The sequence below is a fragment of the Oleiphilus sp. HI0066 genome (genome assembly GCF_001635725.1).
This window is the reverse complement of record NZ_LWFH01000967.1, coordinates 1-873: the sequence shown is the minus strand read 5'-3', so window position 1 is coordinate 873 and position 873 is coordinate 1. Positions and strand designations below refer to the sequence as shown.

At 48.9% G+C, this 873-nt stretch carries 1 pseudogene; it reads left to right on the top strand.

Going from position 1 to position 873, the window contains the following annotated elements:
- A pseudogene (locus tag A3738_RS31025) lies at nucleotides 1-873 on the top strand (hypothetical protein); the annotation flags it as partial.

Here is an 873-nt window from a genome sequence, read left to right as displayed (position 1 = left end):
TTGTTTCGATGTTGGACGATTCTGGAATTGATGATCCAATTGTAATTGATGGTCCTAACCCGGTTGACCCAGTCGATCCGACTGATCCAATCGATCCATCGAACCCTAGTGCTGACGGTGATCCACTGACGGGGGCTGTCACTGTAGCAGAAGACGCAGTTTTTGATCTTGAATTGGGTCCATTAACTCCCATTGATGTTAATGAAACAATGAGCAGTGTCACGATCGGTGGTGTGCCAACTGGAGCGATTTTGTCAGCGGGTACGAATAACGGTGATGGCACCTGGACAGTGGATCCCGCTGATCTTGACGGTTTGAGCCTTACGCCAGTCGAACATTCCAGCGATGACTTTACATTAACGACTGCAGTAACGTTCACAGAGGGCGATGTTAGTGAAGTTTATAATGGTTCGGTAGAAGTTACTTTGGAAGCAGTCGCTGATGCGCCTGCGGTGAGTGCGAGTGATGTAAATGGTGATGAGAATAGTGCTATTGCCTTGGATATCACTGGTAGCCTAGCAGATAACGACGGTTCTGAGTCAGTTACTGGTTACACTATCAGCGATGTGCCGTTAGATGCTACGTTATCTGCTGGCACTGACAATGGAGATGGTAGCTGGACGTTGACAGCCGCTGAGCTTGCCGGTCTCACGATCACGCCAGCAATAGGCCATCTAAGCGATATCGTTCTGCAGGTCACGATTCATAATGAAGATGTTGATCCCGATGATAGCAGCCAAGTCGATAGCAATAGTGCAACGACGTCAATGACTGTAACAATTAATCCGGTTATTGATGGCCCGAATCCGGTTGACCCAGTCGATCCGACCGATCCAATCGATCCAACGAACCCGAGCGCGGATGGCAATCCAT